At 54.6% G+C, this 282-nt stretch carries 1 tRNA gene; it reads left to right on the top strand.

The annotated features are described in order from the left end of the window. A tRNA-Ile gene (locus FS690_RS18240) sits at positions 1 to 77 on the top strand. Positions 78 to 282: the final 205 nt, after the last annotated feature.

Here is a 282-nt window from a genome sequence, read left to right as displayed (position 1 = left end):
AGGCTTGTAGCTCAGGTGGTTAGAGCGCACCCCTGATAAGGGTGAGGTCGGTGGTTCAAGTCCACTCAGGCCTACCACATTTCTTCTCATGCTGCGTTAAAGCGCCGCTCGTATAGTGAACTATACGTCGCGCCCCTTTGCCTTGCCTGAAAAGAAATGACCGTTTGTCATAAACGGGACTCCTGGTGAGTGGTAACAGACGGTTTCTGCAGTGACTGTATGGGGCTATAGCTCAGCTGGGAGAGCGCCTGCCTTGCACGCAGGAGGTCAGCGGTTCGATCC

Origin of the sequence: Pantoea sp. PSNIH1 (assembly GCF_007680655.1) — a bacterium.
GTDB classification, from domain to species: Bacteria; Pseudomonadota; Gammaproteobacteria; order Enterobacterales; family Enterobacteriaceae; genus Pantoea; species Pantoea eucrina.
The sequence above is the reverse complement of the archived record's forward strand: the minus strand, read 5'-3'. Positions and strand labels throughout refer to the sequence as shown.